Annotated in this window: 15 protein-coding genes; 5 read left to right on the forward strand and 10 right to left on the reverse strand. The window is 62.6% G+C overall.

Annotated features, from left to right (window positions below):
• Positions 1–229: 229 nt before the first annotated feature.
• From ACOSV0_RS04735 to ACOSV0_RS04745, 3 genes are all read right to left on the reverse strand, one after another.
• Entirely contained in the window at positions 230–1,456 is a 1,227-nt protein-coding gene (locus ACOSV0_RS04735; RefSeq protein ID WP_434109062.1) for a benzoate/H(+) symporter BenE family transporter, read from the reverse strand.
• Between the two features lie 39 nt (positions 1,457–1,495).
• Positions 1,496–2,671 carry a vWA domain-containing protein gene (locus ACOSV0_RS04740; protein WP_434109064.1) on the reverse strand — a complete coding sequence of 392 codons (1,176 nt, stop codon included), beginning with the start codon at positions 2,669–2,671 and terminating at the stop codon, positions 1,496–1,498.
• Positions 2,672–2,749: 78 nt separating this feature from the next.
• Positions 2,750–3,592, reverse strand: a complete 843-nt coding sequence (locus ACOSV0_RS04745) for an AAA family ATPase (protein ID WP_054035023.1) — start codon at positions 3,590–3,592, stop codon at positions 2,750–2,752.
• A 439-nt stretch (positions 3,593–4,031) separates the two neighbouring features.
• Between ACOSV0_RS04745 and ACOSV0_RS04750 the strand changes: the two genes are divergently transcribed.
• Complete coding sequence (locus ACOSV0_RS04750) at positions 4,032–4,400, forward strand: c-type cytochrome (protein ID WP_434109065.1); 369 nt, start codon at positions 4,032–4,034, stop codon at positions 4,398–4,400.
• A gap of 59 nt (positions 4,401–4,459) precedes the next feature.
• Complete coding sequence (locus ACOSV0_RS04755; protein WP_434109066.1) at positions 4,460–4,843, forward strand: c-type cytochrome; 384 nt, start codon at positions 4,460–4,462, stop codon at positions 4,841–4,843.
• Positions 4,844–4,918: 75 nt separating this feature from the next.
• Here ACOSV0_RS04755 and ACOSV0_RS04760 read toward each other — a convergent pair whose 3' ends face one another.
• The 3 genes from ACOSV0_RS04760 to rsxB form a co-directional block, all read right to left on the reverse strand.
• Positions 4,919–5,353 carry a DUF1841 family protein gene (locus tag ACOSV0_RS04760; RefSeq protein ID WP_408213732.1) on the reverse strand — a complete coding sequence of 145 codons (435 nt, stop codon included), beginning with the start codon at positions 5,351–5,353 and terminating at the stop codon, positions 4,919–4,921.
• Positions 5,354–5,552: 199 nt separating this feature from the next.
• The gene (gene nth / locus ACOSV0_RS04765; protein ID WP_434109067.1) at positions 5,553–6,197 is read right to left on the reverse strand and encodes an endonuclease III; all 645 of its coding nucleotides are present in this window, start codon (positions 6,195–6,197) and stop codon (positions 5,553–5,555) included.
• 20 nt (positions 6,198–6,217) lie between these two features.
• A complete protein-coding gene (gene rsxB, locus ACOSV0_RS04770; protein WP_434109069.1) occupies positions 6,218–7,066 on the reverse strand; it encodes an electron transport complex subunit RsxB in 849 nt (282 codons plus the stop codon).
• Positions 7,067–7,296: 230 nt separating this feature from the next.
• Here rsxB and ACOSV0_RS04775 point away from each other — a divergent pair, with 230 nt between their 5' ends.
• Entirely contained in the window at positions 7,297–7,929 is a 633-nt protein-coding gene (locus ACOSV0_RS04775) for a TetR/AcrR family transcriptional regulator (RefSeq protein WP_169486666.1), read from the forward strand.
• 95 nt (positions 7,930–8,024) lie between these two features.
• Here the strand turns inward: ACOSV0_RS04775 and ACOSV0_RS04780 are convergent, their stop codons facing one another.
• Together ACOSV0_RS04780 and ACOSV0_RS04785 are read right to left on the reverse strand one after the other, a co-directional pair.
• On the reverse strand, positions 8,025–9,302 hold the full coding sequence (locus ACOSV0_RS04780) for a polyhydroxyalkanoate depolymerase (RefSeq protein WP_434109071.1): 1,278 nt from the start codon (positions 9,300–9,302) through the stop codon (positions 8,025–8,027).
• Between the two features lie 179 nt (positions 9,303–9,481).
• A complete protein-coding gene (locus ACOSV0_RS04785) occupies positions 9,482–11,362 on the reverse strand; it encodes a glycoside hydrolase family 15 protein (RefSeq protein WP_434109073.1) in 1,881 nt (626 codons plus the stop codon).
• A 240-nt stretch (positions 11,363–11,602) separates the two neighbouring features.
• Between ACOSV0_RS04785 and ACOSV0_RS04790 the strand changes: the two genes are divergently transcribed.
• On the forward strand, positions 11,603–11,848 hold the full coding sequence (locus ACOSV0_RS04790) for a hypothetical protein (protein WP_434109074.1): 246 nt from the start codon (positions 11,603–11,605) through the stop codon (positions 11,846–11,848).
• A gap of 318 nt (positions 11,849–12,166) precedes the next feature.
• Here the strand turns inward: ACOSV0_RS04790 and ACOSV0_RS04795 are convergent, their stop codons facing one another.
• Positions 12,167–12,319: a DUF3096 domain-containing protein gene (locus ACOSV0_RS04795; RefSeq protein ID WP_172168609.1), complete on the reverse strand. Its 153-nt coding sequence runs from the start codon at positions 12,317–12,319 to the stop codon at positions 12,167–12,169.
• A 295-nt stretch (positions 12,320–12,614) separates the two neighbouring features.
• Here ACOSV0_RS04795 and ACOSV0_RS04800 point away from each other — a divergent pair, with 295 nt between their 5' ends.
• Complete coding sequence (locus ACOSV0_RS04800) at positions 12,615–13,910, forward strand: lactonase family protein (RefSeq protein WP_434109075.1); 1,296 nt, start codon at positions 12,615–12,617, stop codon at positions 13,908–13,910.
• A gap of 234 nt (positions 13,911–14,144) precedes the next feature.
• Here ACOSV0_RS04800 and ACOSV0_RS04805 read toward each other — a convergent pair whose 3' ends face one another.
• The gene (locus ACOSV0_RS04805) at positions 14,145–18,026 is read right to left on the reverse strand and encodes a DNA translocase FtsK (protein ID WP_434109076.1); all 3,882 of its coding nucleotides are present in this window, start codon (positions 18,024–18,026) and stop codon (positions 14,145–14,147) included.
• Positions 18,027–18,234: the final 208 nt, after the last annotated feature.

The following is an 18,234-nucleotide window of genomic DNA, read 5'->3' on the forward strand; positions in this document are numbered from 1 at the left end:
GCCTTCATGGCGCGCGTGCGCCGTGGTTCAGGAGAAATGAGATCGCCGCCGGACGGAACAGACCAAACCGTTCCGGCGGCCGCGGGTCACGCTGCAGCGTCTGCCCGCCATGTTGCCGGGGAATTTTGACGGAAAGCGCTGCCGGATGCTTCTATTCTATGGCGGATCGTCTGATGCAGTGTTGACACTTGCTCCCGGCGATCCGTTCACAGGGATTTTGGGTGGCGATTCAGCCGCGCCGGGCGTTCAGCACCAATTGCGTCAGCACGCCCGCCACCAGCCCCCAGAACGCCGAGCCGATCGACAGCAAGGTGAGGCCGGAGGCCGTCACCATGAACGTCACCAGCGCCGCTTCGCGCTGCTTCAGGTCCTGCATCGAGTTGGCAAGGCCGCTCATGATCGAGCCGAACAGCGCCAGCGCCGCGACGGAGACCACCAGGGCCTTCGGCAAGGCGGCGAACAGCGCGGCGATGGTTGCACCGAAAATCCCGGCGATCAGATAGAAAATACCGCACCAGACCGCCGCGGTGTAACGCTTGTCGCGATTTTCGTGTGCTTCGGGGCCGGTGCAGATCGCCGCCGTAATCGCCGCAAGATTGATGCCGTGCGAGCCGAACGGCGCGAGCAGCAGCGAGGCGATGCCCGTTGTCGAAATCAGCGGCGCGGACGGCGTGGTGTAGCCGTCCGCGCGCAGCACGGCGATGCCCGGCACGTTTTGCGACGCCATCGCCACCACGAACAGCGGAATGCCGATGCTGATGCTCGCCGCGACCGAAAATACCGGCATCGTGAACACCGGATGTGCGAGCGCGACGTGAAAGCGGCTGAAATCGAGCAGCCCGAGACCGCCGGCGGCGATCGTGCCGACGATCAGCGTCGTCACGATCGCGTAACGCGGCGCGAGGCGTTTGACGATCAGGTAGGTGAAGAACATGGTCAGCACGAGCGCGGTCTGGAATTGCGCCGCGCGGAAAATCTCGATGCCGATCTCGAACAGAATGCCCGCCAGCAACGCCGAGGCGATGCCCGCCGGGATTTTCTTCATCAGCGTGTCGAACCAGCCGGTCAGGCCGACCACCGTCAGCAACACCGCGCAGACGATGAACGCGCCGATTGCCTCAGGGTAGGCCACATGCGGCAGCGACGACACCAGCAGCGCCGCGCCGGGCGTCGACCAGGCGATCACGATGGGCGCGCGAAAGCGCAGCGAGAGGCCAATGGTGCAGACAGCCATGCCGATCGACAGCGCCCAGATCCAGGACGAAATCTGCGCGTCGGTGAGATGCGCGGCCTGTCCGGCCTGAAACATCAGTACGAGCGCGCTGGTGTAGCCCGTCATCATCGCGACGAAACCGGCGACGAGGGCGGACAGCGAGGTGTCGGTGAAGGGATTGAGACGCCCGATGTGCGTATCGGTATCGGCAGGGGACAACTCGGGCGATGAAGACGGACTCATGCAGAAGCTTTCTTATAGTTGGAGAAAAACGCGATCTGATTACTTGCTCAGCATACGCATCGCCGTTTCGAGTCCGGCGAGCGTGAGCGGATACATGCGGTGACCGAGCACTTCCCGGATCGCGCTCACCGATTGCCGGTATGCCCACAAACCTTCCGGCTCCGGATTCAGCCACGCATGATGCGGAAAATGATCGGCCAGCCGGCGCAGCCACACGGCGCCGGCTTCGGGGTTGTTGTACTCGACCGAGCCGCCCGGTTGCAGCACTTCGTACGGGCTCATGGTCGCATCGCCGACAAAAATCAGCTTGTAGTCGGGCGTGAACTTGTGCAGCACGTCCCACGTCGGCATGCGCTCGGCGTGACGGCGGCGATTATTCTTCCACAAGAAGTCGTACACGCAGTTGTGGAAGTAATAGAACTCGAGATGCTTGAATTCGGCCTTGGCGGCGGAAAAGAGCTCTTCGGTGCGCTTGATGTGATCGTCCATCGAGCCGCCCACGTCGAGCAGCATCAGCACTTTCACCTTGTTGTGCCGCTCCGGCACCATCTTCAGGTCGAGCCAGCCGGCGTTCGCGGCGGTGCTGCGGATCGTGTCGGGCAGATCGAGTTCTTCGGCGGCGCCTTCGCGCGCGAAACGGCGCAGGCGGCGCAGCGCGATCTTGATGTTGCGCGTGCCGATTTCGACCTGGTCGTCGTAATCGCGATAGGCGCGCGCTTCCCACACCTTCACCGCCGTGCGATTGCCCGCCGCGTCGCCGCCGATGCGCACGCCCTCGGGGTTATAGCCACCGTTGCCGAACGGCGAGGTGCCGCCCGTGCCGATCCACTTGTTGCCGCCTTCGTGGCGCTCTTTCTGTTCGTCGAACAGTTCCTTCAGGCGCTCCATCAGCTTGTCGAGACCACCCATCGCTTCGATCTGCGCTTTTTCTTCGGGCGACAGATCGCGTTGCAGCTTCTTCTTGAGCCAGTCGAGCGGGATGTCGAAGGCGAGCTCCGAGGCTTGCGCGACGCCGTTGAAATACGCGCCGAACGCCTGGTCGAACTTGTCGAAATACTGCTCGTCCTTGACCAGCGTGATGCGCGCGAGATAGTAAAAGTCATCGAGCGACGGCGCGATCACATTGGCTTTCAGCGCCTCGAGCAGCGTCAGGTATTCCTTCACCGACACCGGCAGTTTGGCCGCGCGCAGCGAGTAGAAGAAGTCGATCAGCATGCTGTGTCCTTCACGGCGGGGGTGCGGCGCGGGGCGCGCATCAGCCGGGTATCAACGCGTTTCAACAGTGTCCGTGTTTCAGCGGTTATTGCGGTTCATGAAGATCAGCCGTTCGAACAGGCTCACGTCCTGCTCGTTCTTCAGGAGCGCGCCGTGCAGCGGCGGGATGATCTGCTTCTGGTCGGACGAGCGCAGCGCTTCGGGCGGAATGTCCTCGGCGAGCAGCAGCTTCAGCCAGTCGAGCAGCTCTGACGTGGACGGTTTCTTCTTCAGACCGGCAACATTGCGCAACTCGAAGAAGCTCTGCATTGCCGCGGCGAGCAATTCCTTCTTGATGCCGGGATAGTGCACCTCGACGATCTGCTGCATCGTCACCGGGTCGGGGAATTTGATGTAGTGGAAAAAGCAGCGGCGCAGGAACGCGTCGGGCAGTTCCTTCTCGTTGTTCGACGTGATGATCACGAGCGGGCGTTTTTTGGCGCGGATCAGCTCGTGGGTCTCGTACACGTAGAACTCCATGCGGTCGAGTTCGCGCAGCAGGTCGTTCGGGAATTCGATGTCGGCCTTGTCGATCTCGTCGATCAGAAGCACCGTTTGCTCCTCCGACTCGAACGCCTGCCACAACACGCCCTTCACGATGTAATTGCGGATGTCCTTGACGCGCTCGTCGCCGAGCTGCGAATCGCGCAGGCGCGAGACCGCGTCGTACTCGTACAGGCCTTGCTGGGCCTTGGTGGTGGATTTGATATGCCATTGCAGCAGCGGCATGCCGAGCGCGGCGGCGACCTCTTCGGCGAGCATGGTTTTGCCGGTGCCGGGCTCGCCCTTGATGAGCAGCGGGCGCTTCAGCGTCATCGCGGCGTTGACCGCGAGCTTGAGGTCGTCGGTGGCGACGTACTGCGATGAGCCTTCAAAACGCATGGCAAGATGCTCTTTTTTGGGAAAAAACCCAGTATAAGTCAGAAGGCCTGTTGGGCTGAAACGGGCTCGCGTAAGGTGTGACCCGCGGTGCCGGACGACGCGATGAGCGCGCATCCGGCACGCGTGAGCGGCCCGTACGCTCGCCTGGCGCGCCCGGTGGGCGGGCCCGCCAGGCGTCGCGGGCAAGACGGACGCAAGACGGACGAAGCGCAGCGGGCGGCACAAAGCCATGCGGAACCGGCGCGGCGGAGCAAAAACGGCGCTAGCCGTGGCTTTGCGGCGCCCGGATGCGCTGCTGCCCCGCGCTGTGGACGTTCGGCGCGGCGTCGCGGTACAATTAGCCCGATTTTTTTGGCCTGCGTGGCTACCCTATAAGAAGAACGGCGCGGGTCGTTGCCTTTTTTGGGCGCCCGTTTCCCCTCATGCCAGGTTACATGCTATGAATAAATTCGTCGGCAAACACGTCGTGATCGCAGCGCTGTCGGTGCTCGCGGGCTATACGGCCAGTGCGCAGGCAGCGGATGTCGTCGGCAACCCGAAGGTGGGTCAAGGCAAGGTCGCGATGTGTATTGGCTGCCACGGCATCCCTGAATACCGCACGGCTTACCCTGAGGTCTACCGCGTGCCCATGCTCGGCGGCCAGAATCAGGCGTACCTCGAGAATGCCCTGCATGGCTACAAGAAGGGCGACCGCCACTTCGAAACGATGCGCGCGATCACCGCGTCGCTGTCGGATCAGGACATCGCCGACATCGCTGCCTACTACGCAGCGCAAAATTCATCTTCGAAAAGCAATCCCGACAAGTGATCGGCTGCGATCATCCATCCAGTCACTCGGTTATTTATATTCGCGGGATAGGAGAATTCATGAATAAGCCCCAACAGGCACTCCACACGGTGTTCAAGGCTGCATGCGCGTCGGCGGCACTGATCGGTCTGGTTGCAGCGAACGGCGCGTACGCCGCTGACGCCGGCAACGGCAAGGTGCTGGCAGACAGCCACAACTGCGCGGCGTGCCATGGCGCCAACCTGAACAAGCCGGTGAGCCCGGAATATCCGAAGCTTGCCGGTCAGCACGCCGACTACGTCTACTGGGCGCTGCGTCAGTACCAGATGGGCAACGGCAACCCGCACCTCGGCCGCAACAATGCGATCATGCAGGCGCAGGTGCAAAGCCTGTCGCCGAGCGACATGAAGGATCTCGCGGCCTATGTCGAATCGCTGAACGGCGATCTGGTGCAGAAGAAGTAATAGCGTCGCGCTGTTTTTGCGCTGTTTTCGGATTCAACGACACCCCGCTTCGGCGGGGTGTCGTGCTTTTGGGGTTCAGTCGCGTGTGGCGCGCCGCTCGATGCGCTGCAGATAGGCGTCCGTGTCCGGCGGGGTGCCGGTGCGCTGCGCTTCCCAGATGGTTTCGCCGAGGCAATCCATGATCGCGTGCTGGGCCTCGTGGGTCGAGCCGAGCCGGGCGGCAAGCCGCTCGTGTGCTGCGCGGATGCCCGGCGGCTGGTCGATCGACAATTGTTCGGTGATCGCCAGATGCATCGACAGATGCAGGAACGGGTTGGTCTGGCCGCGTTCGGGCGAGTAGTCCTGCGTCTGGGCGGCTTCCGGGTTGGTTAGATCGGCGTGATATTCCGGATGCTCGACGATCCAGTCGGCGGCGATTGCTTCGAGCGGCGTCAGGATCTCGCCTTGACGCTGTTTGCGCCAGGTGTCGGTGAAAAATTGGCGGACTTCGTCGCGGCTGGGATTGAACATCGTGGGAGCGGTGCGGTTAGTGTGGGGCGTGTGTGTAGGGCGGTATTTTACGCCGCGGCCAGGTGGCCTGCTGACGGCGGTGCATGCAGGCGAGCCGGGAGGCTCAGGTTGGCGACATCGCGGCCGTCACGTTTCAAGCAAACGTGCTCATGTGCGGCGCTCGCCTTAGCGCCCCTCGCTCAACTTCGCTCGACCTCGTTCAAAGATCCGGCGGCGGTGTCTTCGGCCGGAATTCGCACAATGGCTCGATCGCGCAATGCCAGCATTCCGGCCGACGCGCCTTGCACACATAGCGGCCGTGCAGAATCAGCCAGTGGTGGGCGTCCTGCTTGAACTCGGCGGGCGTGAATTTCTCCAGCGCTGTTTCGACCGTGCGCACGTCTTTGCCTGGCGCGAGCCCCGTTCGATTCGCAACCCGAAAGATGTGCGTATCGACCGCGATAGTCGGATGACCGAACGCCGTGTTCAGGATCACGTTCGCCGTTTTACGGCCGACCCCCGGCAAGCTTTCGAGCGCTTCACGATCCTCAGGCACTTCACCGCCGTACTGGTCGAGCAGAATGCGGCAGGTTGCGATCACATTCTTTGCCTTGGTCCGATACAGGCCAATTGTCTTGATGTAGCCGACCACGCCTTCTTCGCCGAGATCGAAGACCTTCTGCGGCGTGTTCGCGACGGGGAACATCTTGCGCATCGCCTTGTTCACCGACACGTCGGTGGCCTGCGCCGACAGCAGCACGGCAATCAGCAGTTCGAACGGTGTGGTGTATTCGAGCTCGGTTGTGGGATGCGGGTTGAGACTCTGAAGCGTCTCGTAGATGGCGCGGCGTTTGTTCGCGTTCATGCGCGGCGTAGAGTTAAAGGTTAGCGCTTCGTTGGCGGAATATCGGTGTTACCCGCGGTTTTACCCACGGTGTTACCCGCGGCGAGTCCGAGACGGCGGCGGCGTGCTTCGGCGGCGTCGATCTGCGCCTGCACGTCGGCGCTGACGTGTTCCGTGTTTTGCGGCCCCTGACCCTTGGCGGCCAACTCTTCTTTCTTTTGACGGGCACGCTCGAGCGCGGCCTGGATGATCGCGCGTTTCTTCGCTTCGGCGTCGTCTGCGGCGGGCGCGTTGGATGTTGCCTGGGCACTGGTTTCCGTCGTTTGAGCGGGCGTGTTGCCGGCCGCTCGCCGCGCTGCAGCACGGGCTTCGGCTGCGGCGCGTTCGCGTGCGAGGCGGGCCTCGCGCCGGTTGTGGTGTTCGCGCGCGGCGTTGGCCTGGCTTTGGCTCCACGCGTCCCAGCCGCTTGCCTCACCCGTGACCGGCGGCATGGCAATGCAGTCGACCGGGCAGGGGGGCACACACAGGTCGCAACCGGTACAGCGCTCGGCAATCACCGTATGCATCTGTTTCGGTGCGCCAACTATTGCATCGACCGGACAGGCTTGCATGCACAACGTGCAGCCGATGCAAACCTGTTCGTCGATAACCGCCAACGGACGCGGTCTTTCGACTCCGTTGGCGGAATTGAGCGGAATGACAGGTTTGCCGAGCAGTGCGGCGAGGCGTGCAATACCTTCGGCGCCACCCGGCGGGCACTGGTTGTAGTCGGCTTCGCCACTGGCGACGGCCTCGGCATAAGGACGGCAAGCCGGATAGCCGCACTTGGTGCATTGCGTTTGGGGCAGCAGATCCTCGATACGGTCTGCGAGTGTTTTGGAGTCGATCACGGTCACAACGTTAGTGCTTGCCTTGCGGCCGCGTAGCTTGAACTAAATAGCACATTATCGCCGATTTCCCCAATTGCCATCCGCAATCCATGTGCCATAATCGAAGCGCTTTTTCGAAAGACCGCATAAGGGTGTTCCCCCAACCAGCCCGTTCAGTGCTGTCGGTGCAAGGCCCGAGGAGAGGCCGGCGGCGCGATCCGGATAACGCGGCTCACGAAGACGATGCCACCATGAATCAGCCGAAAATCAAAAGAGATCCTGAAGGCACGCGGCGCCGCATTCTGCTTGCGGCGGCCGAAGAGTTTGCAAATGGAGGGTTGTTCGGCGCGCGCGTCGATCAGATCGCCCGCCGCGCGGAAACTAATGAACGCATGCTCTATTACTACTTCGGTAGCAAGGAGCAGCTTTTCACTGCGGTACTCGAGCACGCATTCAGCGCGCTCAATGAAGCGGAACGAACGCTCGAACTGAACGGTGTCGCACCGGTCGAGGCTGTCACTCGCCTTGCGCATTTTGTTTGGGATTACTACCGCGATCATCCCGAGTTATTGCGTCTTGTTAACAACGAGAATCTGCATGAGGCACGCTACATGCAGAAGTCGACGCGCATCCGCGAAATGATCTCACCGATCGTCGCTACGCTCGGCGGCATTCTCGAACGTGGTCAACGCGCGGGGCTGTTTCGCACCAATGTCGATCCGCTGCGCTTTTACGTGACGCTGTCCGGCATGGGCTACTACATCGTGTCGAATCGCTTCACGCTCGAAGCGACACTCGGTCGCGATTTCAGTAGTGCGAGCGAACGCAGTGAAGTGATCCAGATGAACACCGAGTTGCTGCTCGCCTATCTGTTGCGGAAGTAAGCCGCAGCGCGGGGCGGCGCAGCGACGATAAAGAAGCGTTGGAAACAACAACGGCCTCTGAAAAAGAGGCCGTTGTTTGTGTCTGCGCGCGGTGCTCAGGCTTCGACTTTTTCCTTCGCTACCCTGGGCGCCTTGTTGTGCTCGAGGATGAAGTCGCGCAGCTGCGGATAGATGATGGTGCGCCAGCGGCGGCCCGAGAAAATGCCATAGTGGCCGCATTTTTCCGCGGTGAAGTGACGCTTGTCCTTCTCCGGAATGCCGGTGCACAGATCATGTGCCGCGAACGTTTGACCGTCGCCGGAGATATCGTCCAGCTCGCCTTCGATCGTGAAGAGCGCGGTCTTCCTGATGTCCTGCGGACGTACCCGTTCGCCCGCGACGTCCCACGTGCCGTCGGCCAGATTGAATTCCTGGAACACCACGCGAATCGTGTCGAGGTAATAGTCTGCGTCCATGTCGAGTACGGCGTTGTACTCGTCGTAGAAGCGGCGATGTGCTTCCGCGTCGTCTTCGTCGCCGCGCAGGAGGCTCTGGTAGAAGTCCCAGTGCGAAGCTGCGTGACGCTCCGGGTTCATCGCGACGAAGCCGGTGTGTTGCAGGAAGCCCGGGTAAACCTTACGGCCCACGCCCGGATAGTTCGGCGGCACCGTGAAGATCACGTTGTTTTCGAACCACCCATGCGAATGCTGCGTGGCGAGCGAGTTGACCGAGGTCGGGCTCTTGCGCGCGTCGATCGGGCCACCCATCATCGTCATGGTGCGCGGTGTGTCTTCGCCGCGGCTCGCCATCAGCGAAATGGCGGCGAGCACCGGCACGGTGGGCTGACACACCGAGATCACGTGCAGATTCTTTGCGCCGATGTGGCGGATGAATTCCTGAATGTAGGCGACGTAGTCGTCGAGATGAAACTCGCCTTCTTCGAGCGGCACCATGCGTGCGTCGATCCAGTCGGTCAGGTAGACCTTGTGGTCTTGCAGCAACGTGCGCACGGTGTCGCGCAGCAGCGTGGCGTGGTGGCCCGACAACGGCGCGCACACGAGCACGATCGGCTCATCTTTCAATTGGGTAACAGCGTCGCTGTCGTCTGCGAAACGCTTGAAGCGCATCAGGCGGCAAAACGGCTTTTCGATAATCGTTTGTTCGATGATCGGAATGTTGTGACCGTCTTTGACAATCTGATGAAGGTTGAACTCGGGCTTTTCGTAATCCTTGCCGAGCCGGTAAAGCAGTTCGTAGCCGGCGGACAGGCGTGTGGCACCGGGCACGTAGGCCAATGGACTGGCGGGATTCGCGAACGATTTCGACGCGGCCTGGGCCCAGGCGGTGAGAGGGCTCAACATCGCCCGCTGGAATTCGTGCAATTGGTAGAGCATGGGTGCTCCGTTTAGGCGGTTCGCATGGGGCTTGGCAAACACGCGTGTGGCGTTGCGGCAGGCCGTATTGGTTGTGGGCGCATTGATTTTCGGCCAACAATCTGATTGATGATACTGAACAAAGCCTACTTGTGCAATGCAGCAATTTGCGCGCGGGCTACGCGCAAACTGTCATTGAATCATGGTACTGGCGATGCTGCCGCGCCGCTATCGGGGGTTGCCGCAGCCTCAAGTTCTTCCGCCATGGTGCCGTTATGGGGCGGCTGCCCGGTCGCCTGAGCCATCGCCTGTTCATGCTTCATCAGGTTCAGGCCGGTGTGCACCAGCGCCACATGCGAAAACGCTTGCGGAAAATTACCGACCAGGCGTTTCGCGCCCGGATCGTACTCTTCCGCGAGCAGACCGACGTCATTGCAGAGGCCGAGCAGCCGCTCGTACATGGCGACAGCTTCGTCGATTCGGCCTTGCAGCGCCAGGTTGTCCACCATCCAGAACGAACAGGCGAGGAAGGTGCCTTCGCCGGGCGGCAGACCGTCGTCGTATTCGGTGGTGCGGTAGCGCATCACGAAGCCGTCGTGCATCAGGTCCTTTTCGATTGCCGCCACCGTGCCCTTGACGCGCGGGTCCGTCGGCGGGAGGAAGCCGACCAGCGGCATCAGCAGTACGCTCGCGTCGAGCTGATCGCTGCCGTAGGACTGGGAGAACGCGTTGAGCGCCGGATTCCACGCCTTCGCGCAGACTTCCGCGTGGATTTTCGTGCGGGTTGCGCGCCATTCGTCGAGCGGGCCTTCCAGCTTGAACATTTCGGCGGACCGGATGGCGCGGTCGTAGGCGACCCACGCCATCACTTTCGAGAAAGTGAAGTGCTGGCGGCCGCCGCGCGTCTCCCAGATGCCTTCGTCCGGTTCTTCCCAGATCGTGTCGAGGTGGCCGAGCAGCGCGCGCTGCACGTTCCACGCGGTGTCGTCCGCCTGCAGGCCGCCGACGCGCGCGAGATGCAGCGCGTTCATCACTTCGCCGTAGACGTCGAGTTGGCGCTGGCCGACCGCGTTGTTGCCGATCCGCACGGGTTTGGCGTCCTGATAGCCCGGCAGCCAGTCGATTTCGAATTCGGGCAGACGCCGCTCGCCGGCGATCCCGTACATGATCTGCAACTGGTCCGGCGCGCCGGCCATCACGCGGCCCAGCCAGGTGCGCCACGCGCGTGCTTCGTCGTAATAGCCGCCGCGCATCATTGCGAGCAGCGTGATGGTGGCGTCGCGCAGCCAGCAGTAGCGGTAGTCCCAGTTGCGCGTGCCGCCCAGTTGTTCCGGCAATGACGTGGTGGGCGCGGCGACGATGCCGCCGGTCGGCTCGTAGGCGAGCGCCTTCAGCGTAATCAGCGAGCGGCGGATCTGCGCGGCCCATTTACCTTCGACGGTGCTGCGCGCCGACCACTCGAGCCAGTGATTCTCGGTGCGAGCGAGTGACGTATGCGGATCGCGTCCTGGCGGAATACGCAGATGCGAGGCCGCATAAGCGAGCGAAAACGGCACGCGTTCGCCTTCGCTTACCGTGAATTCCGAGACGGTCTTCATGTTCTCGCCGCGCAACTCGACCGGCGTGCGCAGCACTGCGGTGTCCGGGCCGACGATCGCCTTGATGCCGCTGTCGTGCTTCAGACGATCCACCCACGGAATCGAAAAACCATAGTCGAAGCGCAGCACCAGCTCCATCTGCATGCGCACGGTGCCGCGTTTGCCGACCACGATCCGCACCATCTCCGACCAGCCGTTGCCAGGCGGCATGAAGTCGATCAGCGTGACCGCGCCTTCCGGTGTTTCGAAATCGGTTTCCAGGATCAGCGTTTCGCCACGATAGCGGCGCGTGATCGTGGGCGGCGTATCCGAGACCGGCGAGATCAGCCAGCGGCCGTTGTCGGGCGTGCCGAGCAGGGCGGCGAAGCAGGCGCCGGAGTCGAAGCGCGGCCAGCAGAGCCAGTCGACGGAACCGTCCCGGGAGATGAGCGCGGCCGTGTGGCCGTCGCCGATGAGCGCGTAGTCTTCGATGAGTGCGGGCATGGAGGAGCGTGTCAGTTTTACGCGAGGCGAAGACCGCCGCGCTGGGGGCCGGTTAGGGGCGCTGTTTTTACCGGACTCGCACAATGCATTTTGGTTCAGCGCGCAATGAGGCTAAATGCGAGTTGGTAATTGTCAAATCACTGCCTACAATCCTCTTTCATGCCGATGCGCGGAACTCTCCGGATCATGCCTCGGCCTTGTCCATGACGTATGCAGATACCGTCTTCGAGGACCCAAGCGATGCTGAACCCGTCGAAATCCGATTGCATCACTATTCTCTCCGCCGCCAGCGAATTGGCCGACGATTCGATGCTGCCGCTCGAACATGGCAGGCTGGGTCTGAGCCGCAACGGCATGCAGACCGCGCTGGCCTTTCTGATCGAACGGGCCTGCTTCCGGCGTCATCAGGAGGGTGACGGACATTATGCCGTCGGCGGGTTGTCGTTGCAGGGGCGTTTGCGGTTGGAGCAGCTTTCGAACGGCTGATCGTCTGATCGTCCGTTGCACGGGCTTGCGTCGCGCGCGTCTGTTGCGCAGTTAGCTTGCGTCTGACGCGTTTTTGTCGCGCGCGACGTTTTGCTGCGCTGCTTCCTTGCTTTGCTTCGCCCTTCAGTTTCGCGGCTTTGCCGTGTTATCCGTTGCACAGCCACAGCCACAGCCACAGCCACAGCCACAGCCGCGGTCGATTCGATACTCGCGCCGTTGCCCGCGACGCCTGTCCGCGTTCACTCGGGACGGCGCCGGGTTCGTGCCGCACCCGGCCGTGCGTCCCTTGCAGCTTTTTCTATCGCTGACTCCTGCCGCCTAGAAATGTGACGCCCCCATGCCGAAGATCCCAATGATGCCGATGATGATCAGATAGAGCGCGACGATGTAGTTCAACAGGCGCGGCATGACGAGAATCAGAATACCGGCGATCAGCGAAACAAGCGGGCCCAGGCTGAGTGTGACGTTCATGAAGACTCCGTAGTGTGAGATGGGTGAGACGCGGTTGAAAAAACACCCCGTCAGGCGGGACAATTGCTACGCATGCAGCCGAACACGGCTTGGCTTGTTGCGACCCAACCGGGCGCGGGCCGGCGACGCAGGCTAGCCGACTGCGCCCCGACCTACGCGGCCCGGCCGGTTTCGCTGCATGATCCGCCGCAACGCTTTTATACTTGCCTCGATAAAACAATTAGACCGATTGCGCGGCAGACCAGAGACACCATTACAACCGGATCAACCGAATAACCGATGTCCAGGAGGTCATATGCTTCGTAGTCACCGGGCTGCCATGCACGCCGTTTCGAACTCTCTTCTACCTTCTGCTGCTCAATCCACCTCATGGCGCGGCGCGCGGCCAGTTCCAGTGCGTTCCGCCCGCTCGATAATAAAAGGTTTCGTGCTCATGGTCTCGATTGTTGCTTCGCATGCGTTTGCGCAAGATTCCGGCCCGGTTCCCGCCGACGGCGTCTATGACATGCTGGTCGGCACGTACACCGGCGGCAAGAGCGAGGGCGTGTACGTCTACCGATTCGATACGAAGACGGGCGAAGCGACCCGCGTGTCGGTCGCGCAGACGGTCAACCCGTCGTACCTGGTGGTGAGCCGTGACCGGCGCTTCGTCTACGCGGTCAACGAATTGCCAGGCGACAACGGTCCGGCGACGCAGCGTGGCGGTATCAGCGCATTTCGTTTCGACGCCGCGAGCGGCCAGCTGACTTTTCTCAACAAGGTTTCGTCGGACGGCAACGACCCGTGTTATCTGAGCCTGTCGCCGGACGGCAAATATCTGCTGACGGCCAATTACTCGGTGGCCGCCGATCCGGGCGGCAGCTTTGCCGTGTTCCCGTTGCAGGCGGATGGCCAGGTGGGTGCGTCGGTGCTCACGGTGCATCATGAAGGCGGTGGTCCGGTGAAGGGGCGTCAGGACAACTCGCACGTTCACTCCACCGTATTCTCGCCGGACGGCCACTATCTGTTCGCGCAGGACCTGGGCGCCGACAAGCTGTATTCATACCGCTATACACCGGACGGCAGCCGCGGCCTGTTCGGCCCGACTGACTGGCGTTACACCCAGGAGAAAGCCGGCACGGGCCCGCGTCACCTGGTGTTCGGCGCGGACGGCAAGCATGCATATCTGACGAGCGAACTGGCCGCTACGGTCAGCACGTTCAACTACGCCGACGGCAAGCTCACGCAAGTGCAGACGATCTCGCTGTCCGAGCCGGGTTTCAAGGGCGCGGTAGGCGCTGCGGCGATTCATCTGTCGCCGGACGGGCGCTTCCTCTACGCATCGAATCGCGGCGACGCGAACGATATCGTGATCTTCTCGGTCGACCCCGCCAATGGTCATCTGAAGAAGATCGGGCACCAGTCGAGTCTCGGCAAGTCGCCGCGTGAATTCGCGATCGACCCGACCGGCAACTGGCTGATCGTCGGCAATCAGAATAGCGGCACGGTGTATGTGTTCAAGCGCGATCAGCAGAGCGGATTGCTTGAGGCGAATCCGAAGCGTATCGAGATCGATTCGCCGGTGGACTTCAAGCTGGTGTCGCCGATGTGAGGGCGGATTGCCTGCGATATACGCATGATGAGGCGGTGTTCGGTGTTCGGTGTTCAGCGTTCAGCGCTCGACGTGAATACGAGCAGGCATTCGTTCGGCGTGTGATGCGGATTCGCGTAAGCATGCGTTGGCCGAGGCTGATCTGAATACGCGCGTTGAATAAAAAACGGGTCGCTTCGAGCGACCCGTTTTTTTATCATCTGGCTTTTGTTGGTTCCTGCTCGCCTGTCATGTTTACTCCGCCGGTCCCGGCGCCAGCACTTCACGGCTGCCATTGATACCCATTGCAGACACCAGGCCCGCCGTCTCCATCTGCTCGACCAGGCGAGCCGCACGGTTATACCCAATGCGCAATTGCCGCTGCACCGACGAGATCGATGCACGCCGCGTGCGCACCACGAAGGCGACGGCTTCGTCGTAAAGCGGATCGGCTTCGGCATCCGGCGTGTCGCCGAACAGATCGGGCGATGCGCCTTCAGTAGCCGGGCCGTCGAGAATGCCTTCTTCGTATTGCGGTTCGCCGAACTGCTTCAGATACTCGACGATCCGATGCACTTCCTCGTCGGCGACGAACGCGCCGTGCACACGCTGCGGGTAACCCGTGCCCGGCGGCAGGAACAGCATGTCGCCCTGGCCGAGCAGCGATTCGGCGCCCATCTGATCAAGAATCGTGCGCGAGTCAATTTTCGACGACACCTGGAATGCCACGCGCGTCGGAATGTTCGCCTTGATGAGGCCGGTAATCACGTCCACCGACGGACGCTGTGTCGCCAGAATCAGGTGAATACCGGCGGCGCGCGCCTTCTGCGCGAGACGCGCGATCAGCTCTTCGATCTTCTTGCCCGCGACCATCATCAGGTCGGCCAGCTCGTCGATCACCACGACGATCAGCGGCAGCGGCGCGAGCGGTTCGGGTGCGTCCGGCGTCAGTGAAAACGGGTTGCCGAGTTTCTTGCTCTTGGCTTCCGTATCGCGGATTTTCTGGTTGAAGCCGGCCAGGTTGCGCACGCCGACCGCGGACATGAGCCGGTAGCGTTTTTCCATTTCGCCGACACACCAGTTCAGCGCGTTGGCCGCCAGCTTCATATCCGTGACGACCGGCGCGAGCAGATGTGGAATGCCTTCGTAGACCGACAGTTCGAGCATCTTCGGGTCGATCATGATGAGCCGCACTTCTTCGGGCGTCGCCTTGAAGAGCAGCGAGCAGATCATGGCATTGATTGCCACCGACTTGCCCGAACCTGTCGTACCTGCCACCAGCATGTGCGGCGCCTTCGCCAGATCGGCGACCACCGGATGGCCGGTGATGTCCTTGCCCATCGCCAGCGTCAACTGCGAATGCGAGTTTTGATAGACGCTCGCTTCGATAATTTCGGACAGGCGGATCGTTTGCCGCTTGGCATTCGGCAACTCGAGACCCATGCAGGTTTTGCCGGGAATCGTCTCGACCACGCGAATCGACGTGAGACCGAGGCCGCGCGACAAGTCCTTCATCAGGCCGACGATCTGACTGCCGCGCACGCCGAGCGCGGGCTCGACTTCGAAGCGTGTGATGACCGGGCCGGCCGAATGACCGACCACCGTGACCGGCACCTTGAATTCCTGCAGACGCTGTTCGATCAGCAGACCGGTTTCGATGAGACTTTCTTCTGAAACGGGTTCGACGTCGGTGTCGGCGAGCGCGAGCAGGTCGAGGGACGGCAATTCGACCATCGACGCCGCGGGCGCGTGGAATTCGAAGCCGTTGGCCGGGCCGTGGCCACGTGGAGTGCGCGGGACGATGGGTTCGGCGGGCTCTGTGGGTTTGATGGACTCGGAAGGTTCGATCGGTGCGGCTGCTTCGCTCGCGCTTGTGACGTGCCACGGAGGCGTGGCGTGATGTGTCGGCGCGGTTTCGCTCGACGCAGGGATGGCTCTCGTTGCGGTTTCGACCTGTGCGGCTGCTTCACTCGCGCTTGTGACGTGCCATGGAGGCGTGGCGTGATGCGTCGGCGCGGCCTCGCCGGGAGCGTCGGTGCTGACTCCGTGCGCTATGTCCGTCGTATCGGCAGTAAAAGTCACTTGCGACGCTGCAACTTGCGAAGACACCGTGGGTTGAGCGAACGGCTGCGCCTGCTCAGCGCGCAAAGTCTCGGCGCGCACCGTTTCTGCGGGCGCGGCGAGGTCGGCAACATCGGATGCCGCGGCAGCCTGAGCGGGTGCGTTTGCATTGCTGTTGCTGCTCGGATTCTCGAATTGCGCCGGTTCGTCTTCGACGAGCGGTGGGAAGTCCGTTTGTGCGTCGTTCGCATGCAATTGGGCCGCGAAGATCTGAAACGGCGTGGGCGTGGGCAACGGTGCCGCGTACTGCGGGGCAGGGGCTGATGTCTCAGCTTGTGCCAACGCCTTCGCCGGTTCGTCTGCGTGTGCCTCAGGTCGTGCCAACGCCTCTGTCGGCGTGTCGGCGTGTGTCAATGCCGCCGCCGACCCCGACGCGAGTGCAGATGGCAATGCCGATGTCGACCCCGACGCGAATGCAGGTGGCAAGGCGGATGCCGCAACCAACGGTGTCTGAACGATCGGCGGCTCAATCGGCCATTGCACAACAGGCTCGATGTTTTCCTCGATCGTCGCCTCGACCGGTGCCTCGAATGCCGTTTCGATTCGCGTCGTTTCGACTGGCGATTGCTCCGGCATATGCTCCGGCGCGGCCTCGGCAATATAAGGCAAAGGCGTGCTTACGCCAGGCACCGCAGTCATTTCAACTTCACTTGCACGCGACGAAGCCACGCCCGGGTTCCCAGCCTCGAACGGCGGCTCAGTGTTTAACGGAGTCGTCGGGACCATTGTGTTTTCCGCGCCGCTGCTGCGCGCGAGGCTGACGCCGGCGATGTCGGTCCAGCGTGCGGCGTTTTCCGCGATGCTTCGAAGCGTCTCCTGGACGCTGGCCGGCGGCGTGACTTTCTGCGTCGTGGCCATGGGCCGGGTATAGCTGGGTGCCGGCGCGCTGAACGAAGTCGGACGCCGCGTGGCTTGCGCCGACACGAACGCCGCTGCCGCCGTGGCGGGAGCCGCTTGTGCCGCAGCAGTTGAAGCGACCATTGCGCCCGTGATACCCGCCGCGCCCGCCATGCCCGCCATGCCCGAACCGCCCGCCAACGGTCCAACCGGACGTTGCTCGCCAGCAGAGCGTCGGCCAACCTGCGACGCACCAGCACCAGCACCAGCACCAGCCGGAGTCGCTGTCATTCCTGATCCCACCGTTGAACCGGCGACAGGCGTACCAGTGACAGGCGTGTTAGCGCGCGGCGCTGTTGCCGGCTCACGTAACCATCCGCTCGGCGCAACCGGTTCAGCCGGCATCCACGCAGCCTTGTCCGTGTTCAGCGAGCGTGTCTGTGCCGGTGCCGGTGTCCGTGCCTGCATTGGCACTGGCCGCGGCGCCTGGCGCGGCGGTGTTCCGGCGGACGTGCGCAGCACCGGCTCCGCCTGCGGCGTCTGGCTGCGTGTCTTTCCCGCGCCTGCTCGCCAGTTCGCCTCGGCACCACGCGCCGCCGCGTCTTTGGCCGAAGCGGTGCCGGCTACACCGGCCGCTCCGCCAGCCGCAGCCGCGCCGCGGCCGCTGGCCGGCGGCCGCCAGACGGTCGGGCGCGCGTAACGCCCCTTGCTTTTAGGCGCCATCGTGTTGGTAGATGGCGAAACATGCGACGGCAAGCTGTCGTCGGCACTGCGATGGCGGCGCGCTTCCTCGTCGCGTTTGGCGAGGCCGCGCGACAGACCGAGGCCGAATGCGCCATCGGCCCACACGGCGACGTCGCGCCAGCGGAAGTCGATCAGCCAGGGCAGGCTGATCGCGAGCAGGGCGAGTGCCGCGAGCGGCGTGCCGATATGTCCAAGAAGATGTCCAAAGCCCGCCGCCAGCGCATGGCCGAGGCCATTCACGCCGGCCGCGCCGATCAGCGATGCCTCCAGAGTGCAGCTCGCCACCATCACGCAGACGAAGCCAAGCCAGAGGCGGATCGTGCCGGGGCCGCGCAAACCTGCGCCGCCTGGCAGCACCGACTTCACGAGGCGCCACAAAAGAGGAATGAACCAGACGGCTGACCCGCCGAACCAGCCGAAAACTACCGTGTGCATGCTAGACATCAACGAATGACGAACGCGCAAAAACGCAATTCGTCGAGTTTAACCGGGGAAGCCCGATGCTTCGAAGGCAGACGCAAGTATCTTGCGTCCAGATGGAAAGGCAGGCCGGTACGCGGCCTGCCGTCGGTGAAAAACAACGGCTGCTACGCTAGCCCGCGCGCGCCATGCGGACAGCGTCGGCTGCAATCGGCAAACCGAC

The organism is Paraburkholderia caffeinilytica (assembly GCF_051027425.1).
In the GTDB taxonomy this organism is placed as follows: domain Bacteria; phylum Pseudomonadota; class Gammaproteobacteria; order Burkholderiales; family Burkholderiaceae; genus Paraburkholderia; species Paraburkholderia caffeinilytica_A.

Coding starts and splice junctions, on each gene's coding strand:
- nth (WP_434109067.1), bottom strand. CDS start 6,197: ATGAACGCGAACAAACGCCGCGCCATCTACGAGACGCTTCAGAGTCTC.
- ACOSV0_RS04740 (WP_434109064.1), bottom strand. CDS start 2,671: ATGCTGATCGACTTCTTCTACTCGCTGCGCGCGGCCAAACTGCCGGTG.
- ACOSV0_RS04795 (WP_172168609.1), bottom strand. CDS start 12,319: ATGAACGTCACACTCAGCCTGGGCCCGCTTGTTTCGCTGATCGCCGGT.
- ACOSV0_RS04775 (WP_169486666.1), top strand. CDS start 7,297: ATGAATCAGCCGAAAATCAAAAGAGATCCTGAAGGCACGCGGCGCCGC.
- ACOSV0_RS04800 (WP_434109075.1), top strand. CDS start 12,615: ATGCTTCGTAGTCACCGGGCTGCCATGCACGCCGTTTCGAACTCTCTT.
- ACOSV0_RS04785 (WP_434109073.1), bottom strand. CDS start 11,362: ATGCCCGCACTCATCGAAGACTACGCGCTCATCGGCGACGGCCACACG.
- ACOSV0_RS04780 (WP_434109071.1), bottom strand. CDS start 9,302: ATGCTCTACCAATTGCACGAATTCCAGCGGGCGATGTTGAGCCCTCTC.
- ACOSV0_RS04790 (WP_434109074.1), top strand. CDS start 11,603: ATGCTGAACCCGTCGAAATCCGATTGCATCACTATTCTCTCCGCCGCC.
- ACOSV0_RS04760 (WP_408213732.1), bottom strand. CDS start 5,353: ATGTTCAATCCCAGCCGCGACGAAGTCCGCCAATTTTTCACCGACACC.
- ACOSV0_RS04745 (WP_054035023.1), bottom strand. CDS start 3,592: ATGCGTTTTGAAGGCTCATCGCAGTACGTCGCCACCGACGACCTCAAG.
- ACOSV0_RS04750 (WP_434109065.1), top strand. CDS start 4,032: ATGAATAAATTCGTCGGCAAACACGTCGTGATCGCAGCGCTGTCGGTG.
- ACOSV0_RS04755 (WP_434109066.1), top strand. CDS start 4,460: ATGAATAAGCCCCAACAGGCACTCCACACGGTGTTCAAGGCTGCATGC.
- ACOSV0_RS04805 (WP_434109076.1), bottom strand. CDS start 18,026: ATGCACACGGTAGTTTTCGGCTGGTTCGGCGGGTCAGCCGTCTGGTTC.
- ACOSV0_RS04735 (WP_434109062.1), bottom strand. CDS start 1,456: ATGAGTCCGTCTTCATCGCCCGAGTTGTCCCCTGCCGATACCGATACG.